The organism is Pseudomonadota bacterium (assembly GCA_010028905.1).
Classification (GTDB): domain Bacteria; phylum Vulcanimicrobiota; class Xenobia; order RGZZ01; family RGZZ01; genus RGZZ01.
Genome location: RGZZ01000065.1, coordinates 1 through 15,989 on the forward strand (window position 1 = coordinate 1; position 15,989 = coordinate 15,989).

Annotated in this window: 12 protein-coding genes; 7 read left to right on the top strand and 5 right to left on the bottom strand. The window is 68.0% G+C overall.

Annotated elements, in window-relative coordinates; all coding sequences use genetic code 11:
- The 3 genes from EB084_07035 to EB084_07045 form a co-directional block, all read left to right on the top strand.
- Positions 1 to 190 (top strand): hypothetical protein (locus tag EB084_07035; GenBank protein NDD28004.1); only part of this gene is annotated, 190 nt, incomplete at its 5' end.
- A gap of 167 nt (positions 191 to 357) precedes the next feature.
- Complete coding sequence (locus tag EB084_07040; GenBank protein NDD28005.1) at positions 358 to 4,581, top strand: hypothetical protein; 4,224 nt, start codon at positions 358 to 360, stop codon at positions 4,579 to 4,581.
- Positions 4,581 to 5,087 (top strand): hypothetical protein, encoded by a 507-nt coding sequence (locus tag EB084_07045; GenBank protein ID NDD28006.1) that lies wholly within the window; start codon positions 4,581 to 4,583, stop codon positions 5,085 to 5,087. Before EB084_07040 ends, EB084_07045 begins: the two co-directional genes overlap by 1 nt.
- 108 nt (positions 5,088 to 5,195) lie before the next feature.
- On the opposite strand, the gene EB084_07050 is transcribed toward EB084_07045, so the two are convergent.
- Positions 5,196 to 6,173: a hypothetical protein gene (locus tag EB084_07050; GenBank protein NDD28007.1), complete on the bottom strand. Its 978-nt coding sequence runs from the start codon at positions 6,171 to 6,173 to the stop codon at positions 5,196 to 5,198.
- 104 nt (positions 6,174 to 6,277) lie between these two features.
- Positions 6,278 to 7,291: a hypothetical protein gene (locus EB084_07055; GenBank protein ID NDD28008.1), complete on the bottom strand. Its 1,014-nt coding sequence runs from the start codon at positions 7,289 to 7,291 to the stop codon at positions 6,278 to 6,280.
- Positions 7,292 to 7,668: 377 nt separating this feature from the next.
- Here EB084_07055 and recA point away from each other — a divergent pair, with 377 nt between their 5' ends.
- Positions 7,669 to 8,724, top strand: coding sequence for a recombinase RecA (recA, locus tag EB084_07060; GenBank protein ID NDD28009.1), 1,056 nt, complete (start codon positions 7,669 to 7,671; stop codon positions 8,722 to 8,724).
- A 74-nt stretch (positions 8,725 to 8,798) separates the two neighbouring features.
- On the opposite strand, the gene EB084_07065 is transcribed toward recA, so the two are convergent.
- From EB084_07065 to EB084_07075, 3 genes are all read right to left on the bottom strand, one after another.
- Positions 8,799 to 8,999 carry a hypothetical protein gene (locus tag EB084_07065; GenBank protein ID NDD28010.1) on the bottom strand — a complete coding sequence of 67 codons (201 nt, stop codon included), beginning with the start codon at positions 8,997 to 8,999 and terminating at the stop codon, positions 8,799 to 8,801.
- 153 nt (positions 9,000 to 9,152) lie between these two features.
- Complete coding sequence (locus EB084_07070) at positions 9,153 to 11,402, bottom strand: hypothetical protein (GenBank protein NDD28011.1); 2,250 nt, start codon at positions 11,400 to 11,402, stop codon at positions 9,153 to 9,155.
- A 191-nt stretch (positions 11,403 to 11,593) separates the two neighbouring features.
- Complete coding sequence (locus tag EB084_07075; GenBank protein NDD28012.1) at positions 11,594 to 11,944, bottom strand: YtxH domain-containing protein; 351 nt, start codon at positions 11,942 to 11,944, stop codon at positions 11,594 to 11,596.
- A gap of 172 nt (positions 11,945 to 12,116) precedes the next feature.
- Between EB084_07075 and EB084_07080 the strand changes: the two genes are divergently transcribed.
- The 3 genes from EB084_07080 to EB084_07090 form a co-directional block, all read left to right on the top strand.
- The gene (locus EB084_07080) at positions 12,117 to 13,736 is read left to right on the top strand and encodes a sensor histidine kinase (GenBank protein NDD28013.1); all 1,620 of its coding nucleotides are present in this window, start codon (positions 12,117 to 12,119) and stop codon (positions 13,734 to 13,736) included.
- 41 nt (positions 13,737 to 13,777) lie between these two features.
- Positions 13,778 to 14,368, top strand: a complete 591-nt coding sequence (locus EB084_07085) for a DNA-binding response regulator (protein ID NDD28014.1) — start codon at positions 13,778 to 13,780, stop codon at positions 14,366 to 14,368.
- Between the two features lie 183 nt (positions 14,369 to 14,551).
- A partial coding sequence (locus EB084_07090; GenBank protein NDD28015.1) for an FHA domain-containing protein occupies positions 14,552 to 15,989 on the top strand: 1,438 nt, incomplete at its 3' end.

Consider the following 15,989-nt stretch of genomic DNA (forward strand, 5'->3'; position numbering starts at 1 on the left):
CGACCTGGCCTTCGACGAGGGGCTGGTGGTTCGCTGCGGTGACAAGGTGGGCGTCGTGCTCCCCTATGAGGGCCGCGACCCTCGCACCCGCCTCGACTGGGGCTACCGCAAGGCCGGCGTCACCGCGCGCGACGCCTGCGACATCTTCCGCATGCGCGCCATTCGATTCGCCGAGGAGGTCTCCCGATGAGACGCGTCATCACCGTGCTGCTCTGCTTCGTCGCCCTGGCTGCCGCCGTCATCGCGGCGCCCACCCAGCAGGATCCCACGCTCTTCGCCTATCAGGCCTCGAACCAGTACTGGAACCCGAAGGGCTAGGGGCCGAAGATCAGCATCGTCGAGAGCGGGCAGCGCGACGTGTCGTTCGTGGTGCATCGGTTGCGATCGCTGCCCCTGCGCGACGGCGCAATCGAGGTCGAACGCCTCCCGGACAGCGCCCTCGGGCAGGTCGTGCACGCGCACGTCGAGCGGTGGCGCGACGCAACCCCCGCGAATCCCAAGAGTCGCCTGCACCGTGGCGCGAGCGGCCTGGAGGGCGACTACCGCCTGCCCATCCGCGACGAAGGGGCCTACCTGCTCACCGTGAGCAACGGGGTGACGCAGCTGCGCTTCTTGTACTTCGTTTCGCCCCTGGGCGTTGTGGTGAACCACACCCGCGACGTGGTGGCAGGCTACGTATACGACCAGAAGGCGGCGCACCCCCTCGCGGGCGCAACCGTCGATGTGTGGAACGGCCCGGGGCACTGCACGCGGGTGAAGACCGACGCGCGCGGCACCTTCCGCGTGCCGCTCACGCGCACCCTCGAGCACCGTCTCACCGTGGTGGCCTCTGATCGATCGTCACGGGCCGTGTACAGCGAGGGCGTCTACGGCACCGCCGCGGCCGCCGACCAACTCTACCTCTTCACCGATCGCCCCCTCTATCGCGGCGGCCACACGGTGTACTTCAAGGGAACTGCCGAACGCGCAGGCGTGGTCGCCGCCGATCAGGCGCTGCGGGTCGAGGTGCGCGACGCCGCCAATCACGTGCTGCTCGAGAGAGACGCACGCACCAACCGCTTCGGATCGTTCCACGGCGAGCTCACGCTGCCCGAGGTGTCGCCGCCCGGCGAGTACAATGTGGTGACCCAGTGGGGCGCGCGGCGCTTCTACCAGTCGTTCACGGTGCGCCAGTACCGCAAGCCCTGGTTCGAGGTGAAGGTGAAGCCGCAGGTCGCCGATGTGCGGCTGCAGCAGCCGTTCACCGTTTCGATCACAGCCGAGTCGTTCACCGGCATGCCGGTGGCTCGAGGGAAGGCCCACGTCGTCGTGACCGCCGCGCCGCGGGTGGCGCCGGGCCCGCCCGCGCCCACCGACCTGTGGGAACTGCGCAGCGCGCCGCTGCTCGACGCCCCGAAGACCGTCAGCGAGCAAGATGTGTCTCTCGACGACAAGGGCATGGGCACCGTGACCGTGAAGACCGAGGCTGGCGAGACCGACTTCGACTACACCGTCACGGCCGAGGTGCAAGACGCCGAGCATCATCAGGCGAGCGCAAGCGCCACCGTATTGGTGACACGGGCAAGCCTGCAGACCGCCGCATGGCTCGAGCGCGATCTGGTGGCGCCGGGCGATGCGGCCACCGTCTTCCTGCGCGCCACCACGATGACGGGCGCCCCCTGCGCCACCGCCATGAGGCTGCGGGTCGAACGGGCCGACTTCCCCAAGATGCGAAGCACGCCCACGTGGTCGGCGACGGCACTCGAAGGGCAGGCCACCACCGATGCAGATGGGCGGGCCAAGTGGTCGTTCAAGGTCCCGGTCGGCGGTTACTACCGCGTGGTGGCTGAGGCGCGCGATGAGAGCGGCCGCCCTACCGTTGCCCACGCCTTCTTCTGGACCTCGGGGGGAGGCACCGCCAACGGCCAGGCCTCGCTCGAGCTGGTGTCTGACCGCCGCTCGTATCGCGTGGGCGACACGGCCCATGTGCTCATCAACAGCGGCCTGAAAGATGCCTGGGTCTACCTCACCATCGAGGGCACCACCGTGCACGAGCAGCGCGTCTTTCGTCTGCAGGGCGGCAGCGGCACCTGCGAGATCCCGGTCACGCCGAAGCTCTCGCCTGGCTTCTACGTGCACGCGAGCATCGTGCAGGGCGGCCAGTACCTGGGCGGCGCGCTCGCGCTGGCCGTGCCCGACCGAAACAAGATTCTCGATGTGTCGGTGCAGCCGCTGCAGTCGAGCTGCCGTCCGGGCGACGAGACGACGTGGCAGGTGCGCATCAAGGACGTGAAGGGGAAGCCGGTCGAGACCGAGTTCTCGCTGCAGGTGGTTGATGAGGCCCTGCTGGCCCTGCAGGCCGACACCACGCAGGACCCGCGCGCGTTCTTCTACGGCCGTCGGCAGAACGACGTGGTCACGGGCTACACCGTCTCGCGCGAGGTGACGGGCGGCTCCTACCAGAACGTGCCGCAGCGGCCGCGCCCACAGACCGATGTCCCCCGGCACACCTTCCGCGATACCGCGTACTGGAACCCGGTGCTCACGACCGGGGCCGATGGCACGGCCACCGTGAAGGTGCCGCTGCCGGAGAACCTGACCCGCTGGCGCGGCACGGTGCGCGCCATCACCCCGACGGTGCAGGTGGGCCTCGGTCAGGACACGCTGGTGGCGCGCAAGGCGCTCATGGTGCGCCTGGCGGCGCCCCGCTTCATGCGCGTGGGCGACCGGCTCGCCATGACCGCTGAGGTGCAGAACCTCACCGACCGCCCGCAGAGCGTCGTGGCCACCCTGGTCACCAGCGGCGCCGAGATCGCCGACGCCGGGCCGCGCACCGTGAAGGTGGCGGCGAAATCGTCGGGCCAGGTCACCTGGACAGTGGTCGCGCCCGCGGCCGGTCCTGAGCGCATCGGCCTGAAGATCCAGGCGCGCGCCCCCGAGACCGGTCTGGCCGACGGCGAGCGCTTCGACATCCCCGTTCGCCCCTACGGGCAGGAGGTCGTGATCGCTCGCGCGTGGCGCAAGGCCGCGACGACGCCGGGGTCGGCATTGGACGATCGCTTCACCCTTCCCGCGGGCAGCGCGCGGCGCGTCACCCTCCGCCTGGCCCCGAGCATCGCCGCGGCCGCGCTGGGCGGCCTCGACACGCTGGTCACCTACCCCTACGGCTGCACCGAGCAGACCATGTCGTCGTTTCTGCCGGATGTTGCGGTGGCCTCGGTGCTGAAGCGCACGGGTCTGCGCAATGCCACGCTCGAAGGTCGCCTGCCCGCCGTGGTGCGGGCCGGCCTCGTGCGACTCTACGGCTACCAGCATGACGATGGCGGCTGGGGCTGGTGGGAGCGCGACGAGAGCGATGGGCGCATGACCGCCTATGTGGTGTACGGGTTGGCGCTGGCGTGCAGAGCCGGTCATCCGGTGGCGCCGGAGGTCATGCGAAATGGACGGGAATGGCTGCTCTCGCGCGTCATCACGCGTGGTGACCTCACGCCCATCGATGACGAGGAGGATCTCTTCGCGCTGCGCGCCGTCACCGCCGCCGATGCGGTGACGCGTCCGGGTGCGCGCGTCAGGGGCAAGCGGACAGCAGGGCCCCCGCCCAATCTCACCTCGTTTGTGAAGCGCGCCGGCAAGCTTGGCCCCTTCGGCCTCGCCTTGCTGGCTGACGCCCTCGCCAACCAGGGACGCCTGACCGAGGCGCGTCGCGTGCTCGACCTGGCCTGGCAGCGAGGTGTGCCCGAGGGTGAGACGCTGTTTCACTGGAGATCTGTTCGCAAGGACGATCAGTGGGGCAACAGCGATGTCGAGGTGACGGCGGCCCTGCTCGCCACGGCGGTGCGCCTCGCGCCCGCCGACCCGCGCGTGGCGCAGGCGACGGCGTGGCTCATGCAGGCGCGCCAGGGCGAGGGCTGGGGAACCACCCGAACCACCGCGCTCGCCCTGCTGGCCCTGGGCGAGCTCATGGGGTCGACCCGCGAGCGCACTCCCCGCTACGACGCTCGGGTGACGGTCAACGGGCACGCGGTCGGCGATATTGCCGTGACTCCGGATCAGCCCCTCGACAAGGAGCGCGTCATCGAGGTGCCCGCATCGGCGCTGATCGACGGTGAGAACGTGGTGCGCATCGAGGCGAGCGGCGCAGGCGTGGTATACGTCTCGCGCGACGCGCGCGCGTTCGTTCCCGAGGTTCCCCGCGAGCGTGAGAGCGGTATCTCGGTGAAGCGGCGGTGGCAGGTTCGCGACGCCAGGGGCGGGTGGGCCGACGCCACGCGTCCCCTGCGCGCGGGCGAGGACGTGCGCGTGGTGCTCGATGTGTCGTCGCCCGACGCGCGTGCGCACGTGCTCGTCGAGGACCCCTTGCCGGCGGGCTTCGAGGTCACTGAGGCCGACGACGTCAACCCAACCTACAACCGCCGCGACGTGCTCGATGATCGGGTGGCCTTCTTCTTCACCCATCTGGAGAGTGGCATCACCACCATCACTTATCGGGGGGTCGCCGAGAACGGCGGACAGGCACGTGTGATGTCCACCATTGCCGAGATGATGTACCTGCCATCGGTGCGGGGGCAGAGCGCGGGGACCACGCTCGAGGTGAAGCCGTGATGCGCGCGCGTTCCCCCGTTGCAGTGATGGTTTGCCTGCTCGCCATCAGTCTCTGCGGGGCCCCTGGCCTCGCGGGCGAGCCCTGGCCCTCGGTGGGCGTTGCGGCGCCCGACTTCGCGCTGCCGCGCGCCGACCAGAGCGGCACGCTCCGCCTCTCGTCGCTGCGCGGACGCCCCGCCATCGTGACCTTCTGGGCGTTCTGGTGCGACACGTGGCGCGAGGTGCGCCACGGCTACCGAGAGCTCGCCGATCGGGGCGTGCCCGCGCAGCTCGTCGCGGTGGCTGTCGATCCGACGCGCCAGGAGCTGCTCGCGCAGGCCGACGACGCACCCGCGCCGTTCTATCCCGTGCTGCTCGACGTGCGGCACGCGGTCTCCGAGCAGTACCACGTGCGCAAGGTGCCCACCGTGCTCGTGCTCGACGCCCGCGGCACCATTCGCTTTCGCGCGTCGGGCTGGCCGGGAACGCGCCCCCTGATCGACGCGGTGACCCGCGCGAACCGCTGAGGCTGTCGGTATCGGCCCTGAAGCGAATCGTTCACCCAGCAGATCAATTCACGTGGGTCAGAGAGGTCACATACGAATGATTTGTACGTGGGTAGCGTGAGCGGCCCCTCAGGCAAACCACCAGGCCGCGCAGATGGCCAGCCAGGCGATGAGAACCGGCGCGCATCCGCCTGAGCGCTTCGAGCCCACGATCTGGCCCTTGGGCGCCTTTGCCCCATCAACAACCGCGGGGGCCTCGGTAGATGCGACGGCACCGGCACTGGGCGTGTCGTCTGGCGCAAACCCCTCGGCGACGGCCATGAGATCGTGCTTGAGCTCACCCGTGTCGAAGTGCCGCTGCGTCGGATCCGGGTTCACCGACTTGGTGATGACGCGGGCCAGCGCGGGGGGCACCTCCGGCCCCAGCCCTTGCCCTTCGCCCGGGGGGCTGCCAGTGACAGCGAGGTGCAGCAGCGCGCCGGTCGCGTAGATGTCCATCAAGAGATCGGGTGGGCCGCCCGCGAGGTGCTCCGGTGCCTGATATCCGGGCGCACCGCACACCTTTGCGGTGCCTTCGCCCGCGCGAAAGTGCATGCCCAGGCCCTGATCGTAGAGCTTGATCTCTTCGTCTTCGTTCACCCAGACGGTGCGAGGCCCGATGACGCGGATGGGAACCGGATCGTAGCCGGTGTGGAAGAAGTACACCACATCGAGCAGCTTGGCCCCGAGATCGGCGACCATCTCGAGGGGCAGCTTCCCCCCGTGACGCGCCACCAGGGCCTCCCATGGCACGCCCTCGACCCACTCGGAGAGCACGTAGGCGCGATCACCCTCGATGAAGTGATCGACGATCTGCGCCAGCCCTTGATGTCGAAGCGGCGCGAGACGCGCGGCCTCGGCCTCGAACGCGGCGCAGGCTGCTTCGCGATGGTCGGGTGCGAGCACGGTGATATCGTACTCGCGCATGGCCCAGTCGGTGGAGAACCGCTGATCGCGCACCCGATACAGGTTCTCGTCTCTGCCGGTCTCGACCCGCGCCTCGACGCGATACCGCTCGCGCAGCACGACCCCTTCTTGAAGTGGTTCCATGAACACCTCGCGCACCACAGGCTCTTCTCCCCGATGGAGCGGTGTCCATCAGGGAGAAGGGCACTTGGCCACGAGCAGGCGACAGTCCTTCGCCCCGCACTCACGCGCTTACGCGCTCACCTTCAGATCCAGGGGAAATCTCGCGTGGCATAGCGGTAGCCGTCGGTGCGCGCCGAGGGGTTGCCCATGAAGTGGCCTGCCACCTGTTTGTGCTCACGCACCCAGTCTTTGAGGTCTTGCGGACCTTTTGGGTCGGTGGACGGATCGTAGCCAAGGCCGTTGTGCCGCCCTTCCGATCCGCCGGGCGAGACCCCTTTGGTTCCCACGCGCCGCGCCGCGTAGTAGTTGTCGACGCCGAGCGTGTCGAGAGCGGTCTTCTTCGCCTTCACGATGTCTCCGAGCGACTTGTCAGACACGTTCTTGCCGTAGGTCGAGCGGATCTTGTCCCAGTCGAAGCTCTTGATCTGCTTGTTGTCGTCATCCATCGAGGCCTTGGGGTTGCCCGTGCTCTCGCCACCGCCCTTGGTGGGCATCTTCAGGTCGCCGTACTTCCACAGCATGGCCACGTTGTCGTTGAACGGCCCGACGTTCATGGCGCCATTGTCGCTGTAGTCTTTCGACGCATCACGTCCCCCCGGACCGCCGGGTCCGGTCTCTCCCCGCAGCGATGGGCGCGACTGCTCGAAGGGGATCTCCGCCGTGAAGATCGATTTCTGCTCGTTCGACAAGCCGAGATCGGGTCGGTCGAGCAGCCCCGCGATCTCCTGCTTGCCCTGGGCTCGATCGCTGCTGTTGCCCGAGTCGCTGGCCAGTGGCGCCACCTTCTGCCCGGGATCGATGCCGTACTGCGACCCCCCACGCGGTGTGCTGCCTTCATCGATGCTCATGGCCTTCACCGAGCCGCCTCGGGGACCGCCTTCAGCCACGTTCTGGCGCAGCGCGCCCACGAGTTGCGACGATTCACCGCTCTTCTGCGATGCCCTGGCCTCGCTCGACAGCCTCACCGAATCGGGGGCATGACCGGGATGGCCCGCATGGCCAGCAGTCGCGCTCTGCGTCTTTGCGGCCGGCTTGGCGCTCTTCGCCGGCGCGGCGTGCTTCACGCCTCCCGACGCGCCTGCGCTGGGGGTGTGCACTGGTTCGATTGTTTCGCTCATGCCATTTTGTCCTTCCCATCGTCGTGAGAGCACGGCTGCCCATCCCCCGATGCGCAGCCCCTCGCCTTCCTGTGTCATCAGCCTAGCGCGAGATGGGGCCGTGAAAAAGATCGAGACAACATCATTTCTGCGTTCAATGTTACGCCGATGTTGAAATGCTTCGCATCGGCAGCAACAAGCGCGCCATGAATTTCACCGCATCGGACGCGCGCGGCGCATGCGAGAGAAGTTCACACGGCGTTCACGCGCTGTTCTTGGCGTTCGAGGGCCGCGCGCGGCTACACTGGCCTTCCAGCCGCGCCCCTTCGAAACACGCAGTGGGTGCGAGAACAGTGAGAAAGGCCGGAACTCCACCCATGCAGACTGAGCTCAAGAGCAGCAACCCAGAGCGCGACCAGATCCTTTCGCAGACCATCGATCAGATCAACCGTCACCACGGCAAAGGCGCCATCATGCGCCTGGGCGAGGCATCGACCGCGCTGCGGGTCGACGCCATCCCCACGGGCGCCCTCACCCTCGATATCGCCCTCGGCGTCGGCGGCATGCCCCGCGGACGTGTGGTGGAGGTGTACGGCCCGGAATCGTCGGGCAAGACCACCCTGGCCCTCGCCGCGGTGGCCCGCGCTCAAGCCCTGGGGGGGTGCGCCGCCTTCATCGACGTGGAGCACGCCCTCGACCCCACCTACGCCCAGGCCCTCGGCGTCGACTGTGAGAACCTGCTGGTCTCGCAGCCCGACTCCGGTGAGCAGGCGCTCGAGATTCTCGAGCAGCTCGCCCGCAGCGGTGCCCTCGATGTCATCGTGCTCGACTCGGTGGCGGCCCTGGTTCCCCGCGCCGAGATCGAAGGCGAGATGGGCGATGCCCACGTGGGGCTGCAGGCCCGCCTCATGTCGCAGGCCATGCGCAAGCTCACGGCGGTGCTGTCGAAGACCCGCACCTGCGCCATCTTCATCAACCAGATCCGGGAGAAGGTGGGCGTGATGTTCGGCTCTCCGGAGACGACCCCTGGAGGGCGCGCGCTGAAGTTCTTCGCGAGCGTGCGCCTCGAGGTGCGCAAGAAGGAGACCATCAAGCAGGGGGCCGACCCCATCGGCTCACACGTGCAGGTGAAGGTCGTCAAGAACAAGCTGGCCCCGCCGTTCCGCGTGGCCGAGTTCGACATCTTCTTCGGTCGCGGCATCTCGTGGGCCGGATGCCTGCTCGATGTTGCGGTCGACCAGGGTCTGGTGAACCGTAGCGGCGCCTGGTACACCTTCGGTGACGACCGGCTGGGACAGGGGCGTGAGAACGTGCGCGCCTATCTGGAGGAGAACCCGGAGGTGGCGGGACGCCTCGATGCGCTCATAAGGGCATCTGCGCTCATTGCGCCGCAGCCCCTGGTGTCGCCCAGCTCAACAGCGGAACTGGCGTGAGCCGACGGCTGCCCGTTCGATTCTGCATCGAGCGGGCAGCCAGTGCACTGGCTCGCGTACCCAGGCCGCTCGGGCTACCTGCCGAGTGCCTTCTTGATGTCGTCGTCGCTGGCGCCCTGCTTGTTGGCCATGACCGTGAGCAGCAGCACCATGCGCTCGGTGTTCTGTTGCGTCTCGCGGGAAGCGGCCGCCGTTGCCGAGATCTGGTACAGGACAAAAGCGAGAATGATGAAGTGGGTGAAGCCCGCCAGGAAGTAGACGATCGGGCTGATCATTGCGTTGCCCCTCCAATGGGTTGAGTGACCGGACCCGCGGGAAGCCCATGCTCGCGCCCGGTCTCTGCGGGATGCGTCGGAAAGACCGACGACTGGAAGAGGCGCATTCGTTTCGAGACTGCGCCCCCCCTGCCGAGGTTGCGAACCGGTTGCTCAGCGCGCCTTTCGACGCTCCCGGCGCAGGCGTCGCGTGATGCCCCAGTCAGAGTCAGCGTCGGTCTCCAGCTCGCGCGCCACGGCGAAGGCTTCGCTGGCGTCTTCTTCGCGACCGAGAGCCTGGAGCACGTGGCCGTAGTGATAGAAGTGGAGGGAGGTCGCAAGCAAGGCGCTCTCGTCGGAGCAGCCCGCCTCGATGACCTGCTCGATGAGGCGCAGCGCCTCCTCGAGATCGCCCTGCTTGAAATGCAGCCAGCCGACGGTGTCGGCGACGTGCGCATCGAAGAGCTGGGGCGCCAGCTCTCGCGCCTTCTCGGTGTAGAGAAGGGCGAGCTTGGGATTCTCTCCTCGCTCGACCATGCAGTAGGCCAGATCGTTGTACGCCGCGGCCTGGTAGATGGCGTGCGGGGTGAAGCGCAACACCGCGTGGCAGTGCTCGATGGCCTCGGCGTAGCGCCCCTCGCGGATGCAGAGGTTCCAGATCAGGTTGTGGACGGACGCGCTCTCGGGAACAACAGCCACCGCCGCCTCGAGCTCCTGCAGCGCACGCCCGAAGAGCCTCCGCTGGCGATAGCGCTCCGCCACGACCAGATGCAGCACGAACTCGGGGGGATACCGACGACATCTCTCCAGGGCGCCGCGAAGCAGATATCCGCCCACAATCGCCGCCCAGAGCGCCACTCCCGCCTCCACGCTCTCCTCGGAGTCGGCTTCCGCATCGTCGCTGAGAAGGCCCTCGCGCTCGAGCGCGCCGCGCACACGCTGGAGCGCCGCGCCGAGAACCGAGACGAGCCGCTGGTAGACCTCTGGCTCTGCCAGGGGCCGATCAACGATGCGGCGGCTCGCCATGCGCGCCTGCATGCCCAGCCACTCCTCGAAGACATACTCGAACGAGACCGCTGGAAAGCCCAGGGAGGCTGCTGGGCGAGCCAGCATGGCTGTGGCTTCTGCCCTCTCGTCGACCACGCGCCGTCGCCCCCGCTTCGCGGGTCTGCGGTATGCCTGCGGGCCCACGGAGACCCCGCGCAACAGGCACCCCCCTGGCCCGACACCTTCAAGCCAGGTCGCGTCAGGCTCAACGCCCATCGGGGCGAAGGGCTTCACCGCATCGCCGGGCTCGCCGTCGTCTGAAGCATCCCAGAAGCACGAGAGGCCGACGAACGCACCCAGTCGGGCCGCGAGGCCGAAGGCATCCTCGACATCGGCCAAGGCCTTGCGCGACAGGCGGCGCATCGGCTCAGACGCCTCGGCGTAGGCCCTCACCTGCTCCCCCGCTACGAGATGCGATACCAGATGCTCCACCTCGCCCACAACGGCGGGCGAGAAGAGCGAGGCGCTCTCCGAGAGGCCCGTGGTGAACTCCTGGAGGGAGCGTTCGAGGTTGCCTTCCTCGAGCGCGGCCAGTGCGAGGCGGAACGAGACGTCGACGAACGCGGGCGCAAAGGCGCTGTCGAGCGACGCCGCAACACGATAGGCCTTGCGCGCGAGGCGAGGACGGCCCTGCTTCTCGTACAGCATGCCGAGGGTGAGGTGCATGTGCGGATTGTCCGGCTCGAGCGCGACGGCGGAAGCGACCTGCTGCGCGGCTTTCTTCAGCTCTCCCATCGCTTCGTGGCAGAGTCCGAGCTCATAGGCCACCGCGGCATGCTCTCCCCCTTCTCCGCGGGTGCGCGCCTTCTTCAGCTCGAGGAGCGCCTGTTTCATCTGCCCTTGGGCGCGCAGCACGCTGGCCAGGATCAGGTGGTGCTCCGCAAGATCATCGCCGGAGGCCATCGCGTCGCGCAGCACGCCCTCGGAAAGCGCAAGAAGACCTTTCTGACGGTAGAACAGTGCGAGGTCGGCTGCGCGCACGGCAGTGCTGGCCACGTTGCGTCGACCGGTTGACGTGAGCGCGGCACGGCTTGTGCCGCGAGGGCGAGACCGAAGCGGCGTTGCGGCGTCGGGCTCCAGCCTGGCCCAGCCCCCATGGAACGACTCGAGCGCGGCGAGTGCCCGATCATGTCTTCCCAGCAGGCCGTGGGTCACGACGAGGGCTTCGCGGGCGCCGGCGTGCAGCTTGTCTTGTCGGCCTAGCTTCTGCAGCAGGCGCAGCGAGCGCTGCGGCTCTCCGCTGGCAAGGCTCGCCACGGCGTCATCGTAGAGACGCTCGATCTCAGAGAGGTCGTGCCCTGCTTCGGCGAGCTCATCGCGGCACTCGGGGCAGGTTCGCACGCCCGTCACGCCCGCTCTGCATCGAACACATCTCATGGCTGCTCCACTTCGCTGCGCGCCGACCGGATGAGAGAGTGGACGGTGGCTTCCCACCGCTCACAGCAGGGATCTTCCAGGCCCGGAAGGCCTTTCCTCCCGTCAGAGCAGGGGGGACCGCGACGGAGAAGAGAAAGGCGGGGCTCTCTCGAGCCCCGCCCGCGTCACCGCGCATGCGGTGGATGGCGCGATCAGTTCGGGGAGACCTCAACGGTCTTGCCGTTCGCACCCTGGCGATGGAGCACGTTCGCAACGGTCTCACGAACCTTGCCGCTCGCCTCGTTCATCTTCTCAGCGACCTTGCCCTTGGCGGTGGTGGTCCACTCGCCGACGTCTTCCTTGATCTCCTCGGCCTTGGTGGCCGCGGTGGCCTTCGCCTGGAAGGCCTTCTCCTTGAGCAGCTCGCGGGTCTCCACGCCGCTGCGCGGTGCGGTGAGAATCGCGGTCGCGGCGCCGATGAGGCTTCCGGTGAGCAGGCCGAGCACGAAGCCGAGCCCTCCCTTGCTGACCTTCGACGGCTTCACTTCGTTGCACTCTGACATGATGTTGCCTACCTCTCGTTGCTAGTCAAAACGATTTCGTGTCTTGCGGTCTGCGCTCTCGAGACCGTGTTCACACCCTGACTATACAGCATGTTCCTCCTCCGCGCACCTCCCACTTCGAGTGAAAATCAGGGGGAGGAAGTTCTCCCTCTTCCGAGGGATATAGCCCGCGATGAAAACGGCCGAGCCCATTCAGATCTCACGCCGCCTCACGCTGCTCTGGGGCCCTCGTGGCCGTCGCCTCGTGGAAGACGTTCTCTCGAGCGTGCCGGCGTCGCTCGGCGCGCTGGCGCTGCACCTCGTGGTGATCGACCCGCGGCGCCGACAGGCTCTCTGGGCGGGAAGCCGCCTTGGCCGCGCGGAGGCGGCCGAGACCGAGGCCCCGTGCCCCCCCACGCTGACGGCCGGGCCGGCGTCGCACATGCTGGGGCTCGCCCCGGTGCTCGGCGCACTCGGCGATCTCGATCGACTCCACTGCATCCCCCTGGCAAGAGGCAAGCGCAACGTTGGCATCCTGGTGATCGACGACCCTCCCCCCGAGTCGCTTGCGACGTTGCGGCGCCACGCTCGCATCTGCACCGCGGCACTGCTGCTCCTGCACGACGCCATGGTCGATCAGCGCGAGCTCGAGGGCTATCGCGCCCTGAGCCATCTGCTCGACGTGGGCGCGCCCAAGGATCGACGAAGCCTCGCACGGGCCCTCGGGCGCTCGATGGCCAGCGTCACGCGCGCGCGAACCTGCCTCGTGCTGGCGCGCGCCGACGCCACCCAGCCCCTGGTGGTCATCGGATCGCGCGGCTACAACACGCGCCGGACGCAGAACCTGGTGATGTGGCCCGAAGAGGAGCCCTGGGCGAGTGCCCTCATGGCACAGAGCGTGGTCGAGATCGCCCCCGAACGGCTCGACTCGACGTGGCGCGGCGCCCTGGGCGATGATACCCTCATGCTGGTGCCCGTGCGCTGGCTCGGCTGGGTGCGCAGCGCCCTCATCTTCCCCGCCGATGCCGACAAGACCGGAGGAACCCATCTGGTCGATCCCGCGCAGCTGGGCAGCGTGGGGGCGCACGCGGGCCTGCTCTGGCAGAACGCCGAGCTGCTCCGCCGCCTTCGCCGCGACGAGGAGGTGCTGCAAGGCCTGATGCAGCGGAGCATCCAGGTGCAGGAAGAGGAGCGACGGCGCATCGCCAGCGATATACACGACGGCGTGACGCAGCGCATCGTCGGCATCTGGTTCCGATTGCTGGCGCTCGAGAAGCTGCTGCCTGAACCGCCCGACGGAGACGAGGTTCGACGGGCGATGCAGACCATCAAGGAGCAGGTCGACCTGAGCATGCAGGAAGCGCGGGCCGCGATCTACAACCTGCGCCCCTCGACCCTCGACGACCTGGGGCTTGTGCCGTCGCTTCGATCCCTGGTGAGCGAGTTCCGCGCGGACACGCAGGTCGATGTCGATCTCGAGGTTCGCGATGAGCGCCGTCTCCCCGACCACATCGAGGTGGGCATCTATCGCATCGCGCAGGAAGGGCTGCGCAACGTCCGCAAGCACGCACGGGCGACTCGCGTTCGACTGACCGTGCAGATGAGCCCCGACAAGGTTCGCCTCACGCTCACAGACGACGGGCGAGGGTTCATGCAGAAGAAGAAGGGGGCGGGGCGCCTGAAATCGTTCGGACTCGAGTCCATGGCAGAGCGCGCGCAGATGATGGGGGCCGAGCTCTTCGTGAGCAGCACCCCCGGCGAAGGCACGCGCGTGCGCGCGTCCATTCCCGTGCCACCTGAGGCACAGGCGTGAGCGACACGCGCATCCGCCTCGTCATCGCAGACGACCATGCCATGGTGCGTGAAGGGCTGCGCACCATGCTCGCCCATCACCCCTCCATCGAGGTGGTGGCCGAGGCAGATACCGGTGCCGCGGCCATTGCCGCGGTCGAACGCCATCGCCCGGACGTGATCCTGCTCGACATCCGCCTGCCTGATGCGACCGGACTCGAGGTCTGCCGGAAGCTGAACGAGCAGCACCCCAGGGTCAATGTCGTGATGCTCACCGTCTACGAAGACGAGCACTACGTGCTTGAAGCCCTGCGCGCCGGGGCGAAGGGATATCTGCTCAAGAAGGTCACCGACGACGAGCTGACCCGGGTTCTCAAGTCGGTGTGTGCGGGCGAGATCGTCGTCGACCCGTCCCTGGCCAGCCAGATGGCGGTGCGAAGCGCCCAGGCCGCGCCGGCCGTGCGGCTCACCGAACGTGAGCGCGAGGTGCTCACCGCCATGGCCGATGGCCTCAGCAACGCGGCCATTGCCAGCCAGCTGGTCATCAGCGAGGAGACGGTGAAGACGCACGTGAAGTCGCTGCTGCGCAAGCTCGGCGCCCTCGACCGCACGCAGGCCGTGTCGCTGGCCCTGCGCAGCGGGCTCCTCCGATAGGTCCATCGGGAGCACGTCCGCCCCACCCAGAGGGAGAATCGCGCTACCACGCCGAAGTCCATGGGCCAACAACGAAGGGGTAGTTTCCAACCACAAAGGCCCCTGCCTCGCAAGCGCCAGGCGCGGGTGAGCACGGGAGAGCCCCTTCGTACAACCAGGAAGGCGTCAGCACGCTTGGCTCAGTTGGATACGGGATTCCAGCTCGCGGTCATCAAGGGTGAAGACCGCGGTCGAATCTTCCCGCTCCGATACGAAGAGATCCATCTGGGGCGGAAGACCTCCACCGCTCAAAATCCCTATTGGGTCTACTTTGCCGAACCCACCGTGTCTCGTCATCACGCAACCCTTCAGTGGGATGGCGCCCGCCGCCTGTACTCGATTCACCATCGCTCACAGACCAACCCGACACTGGTCAATGGCAAGCGCGTGGTCAGTGCCTTGGTCGGGCCGGAAGACGTGATCCAGATCGGTCTGCTCGTCTTTCGCGTGGAGAAGGCCGAGGTGACCTCACCCGCAGCCTCGCTCCCAGATATGATGGGGGTGCCGCGGAACGCGCCGGCCGAGCGTGAGGTGTCGCCCGCGAGCATGGGACCTCCGCCGCGCCCCCCGGTTCCGAGTCCCGCACAGCCTCCTCGAAAGATCGCCGACAAGCCCCCAGAGAGCACCCGCGACGCCGGTCCTGAAGGTGAGCCGGAGGCCGTAGGTGAGACCGGGCCCGAGCTGCAGACCGGGTTGCGGCTCACCGTCACCGAAGGCCCTGATCGTGGCCGCATCTTCCCGCTCACCGGCACGGTGCTCTACATCGGACGCCGGGAAGGCATGGGAGACCGTCGCCCTACGAACGCCATCCTGCTCAACGATGACGATCTGCCCCGCGAGCAGGTGCTCCTGGCGTGGAACGAGCGCGAGCAGAGCTACGGCATCTTCCACGTGGAGAGCTCGAACGTTCCCACCCGCGTGATCCGACTCGACCGCGGAGAGGCCCTCACAACGCTGCTGAACGCCGATACCCAGATGCTGCTGCAGCTCGATGACGTGGTCCGCTTCGGTCGAAGTGCCCTGCGCCTCGAGCTCGATGCGGCCCTCGAAGCGGCCCGACAAGGCACGTCAGCGGCTCCCGCGGCGCGAGCCCCGGAAGAGAACGTGCGCGCCACGCGCGAGATCCCGGGCATCTTCGACAGCCGGAAGCCTCCTCGCGAAGAAGCGACCCCGCAGAAGCAACCAGAGGGCTGGCAGCCCGGCGGAGACGAGTCGAGCCGCCGTCAGATCAAGCGCGCCCCTTCACTGGGAGAAGAAGAGATCCCGCTCGCGCCCGCGGCCCGCCGCCGGCGTGAGACCCCCACAGAGCCCGTCGATGCCGCCTCGAGTGAGAAGCCAGCGCTGCCGCGCCCGGTATCGCTGTTCTCAAGCGATGAGGACACCGAGGCGCCTCGCCCGACGAGCGAGGCAAGAGAGGCTGCCCCGCTCAGCGACCGACCTACCGTGTCGAAGCTCGGAAATCCCGGGCCGCAGTCGAAGCCCGTGATCAAGGACGCGCCTCCCCCGCGCCCGGCATCGCCGGAGACCGGGGTCGAGCGGCTTGACACGCTCTATCTTCCGACCCTCGACGTGAACCTTGTCC

Excerpts from the sequence above, each read along its gene's own strand:
- EB084_07045 (NDD28006.1), top strand. The coding sequence starts at position 4,581 with ATGCGCGCGCGTTCCCCCGTTGCAGTGATGGTTTGCCTGCTCGCCATC.
- recA (NDD28009.1), top strand. The coding sequence starts at position 7,669 with ATGCAGACTGAGCTCAAGAGCAGCAACCCAGAGCGCGACCAGATCCTT.
- EB084_07065 (NDD28010.1), bottom strand. The coding sequence starts at position 8,999 with ATGATCAGCCCGATCGTCTACTTCCTGGCGGGCTTCACCCACTTCATC.
- EB084_07070 (NDD28011.1), bottom strand. The coding sequence starts at position 11,402 with ATGAGATGTGTTCGATGCAGAGCGGGCGTGACGGGCGTGCGAACCTGC.
- EB084_07075 (NDD28012.1), bottom strand. The coding sequence starts at position 11,944 with ATGTCAGAGTGCAACGAAGTGAAGCCGTCGAAGGTCAGCAAGGGAGGG.
- EB084_07080 (NDD28013.1), top strand. The coding sequence starts at position 12,117 with ATGAAAACGGCCGAGCCCATTCAGATCTCACGCCGCCTCACGCTGCTC.
- EB084_07085 (NDD28014.1), top strand. The coding sequence starts at position 13,778 with ATGGTGCGTGAAGGGCTGCGCACCATGCTCGCCCATCACCCCTCCATC.